Below are 240 nucleotides of genomic sequence, written 5' to 3'. Positions count from 1 at the left end.
ATGGCGCGGGACAGAATCGAACTGCCGACACATGGAGCTTCAATCCATTGCTCTACCAACTGAGCTACCGAGCCAAACTACGGTCCCAACGGGACTCGAACCCGTGATCTCCTGCGTGACAGGCAGGCGTCCTAACCAACTAGACCATGGAACCATATTGCGGGAGCAGGGTTTGAACCTGCGACCTTCGGGTTATGAGCCCGACGAGCTACCAGACTGCTCCATCCCGCGATAAGATAA

General features: G+C 55.8%; 3 tRNA genes. All 3 read right to left on the bottom strand.

Annotated elements, in window-relative coordinates:
* Position 1: 1 nt before the first annotated feature.
* The 3 genes from FC84_RS07785 to FC84_RS07775 all read right to left on the bottom strand — a co-directional run bounded on the left by FC84_RS07785 (position 2) and on the right by FC84_RS07775 (position 231).
* A tRNA-Phe gene (locus FC84_RS07785) sits at positions 2-74 on the bottom strand.
* A 6-nt stretch (positions 75-80) separates the two neighbouring features.
* Positions 81-154 (bottom strand) — tRNA-Asp (locus tag FC84_RS07780).
* 3 nt (positions 155-157) lie between these two features.
* Positions 158-231: transfer RNA gene (locus tag FC84_RS07775), tRNA-Met, on the bottom strand.
* Between the last annotated feature and the right edge of the window lie 9 nt (positions 232-240).

Source organism: Lapidilactobacillus dextrinicus DSM 20335 (genome assembly GCF_001436095.1).
GTDB classification, from domain to species: domain Bacteria; phylum Bacillota; class Bacilli; order Lactobacillales; family Lactobacillaceae; genus Lapidilactobacillus; species Lapidilactobacillus dextrinicus.
This window is presented reverse-complemented; position numbering and strand designations above follow the sequence as displayed.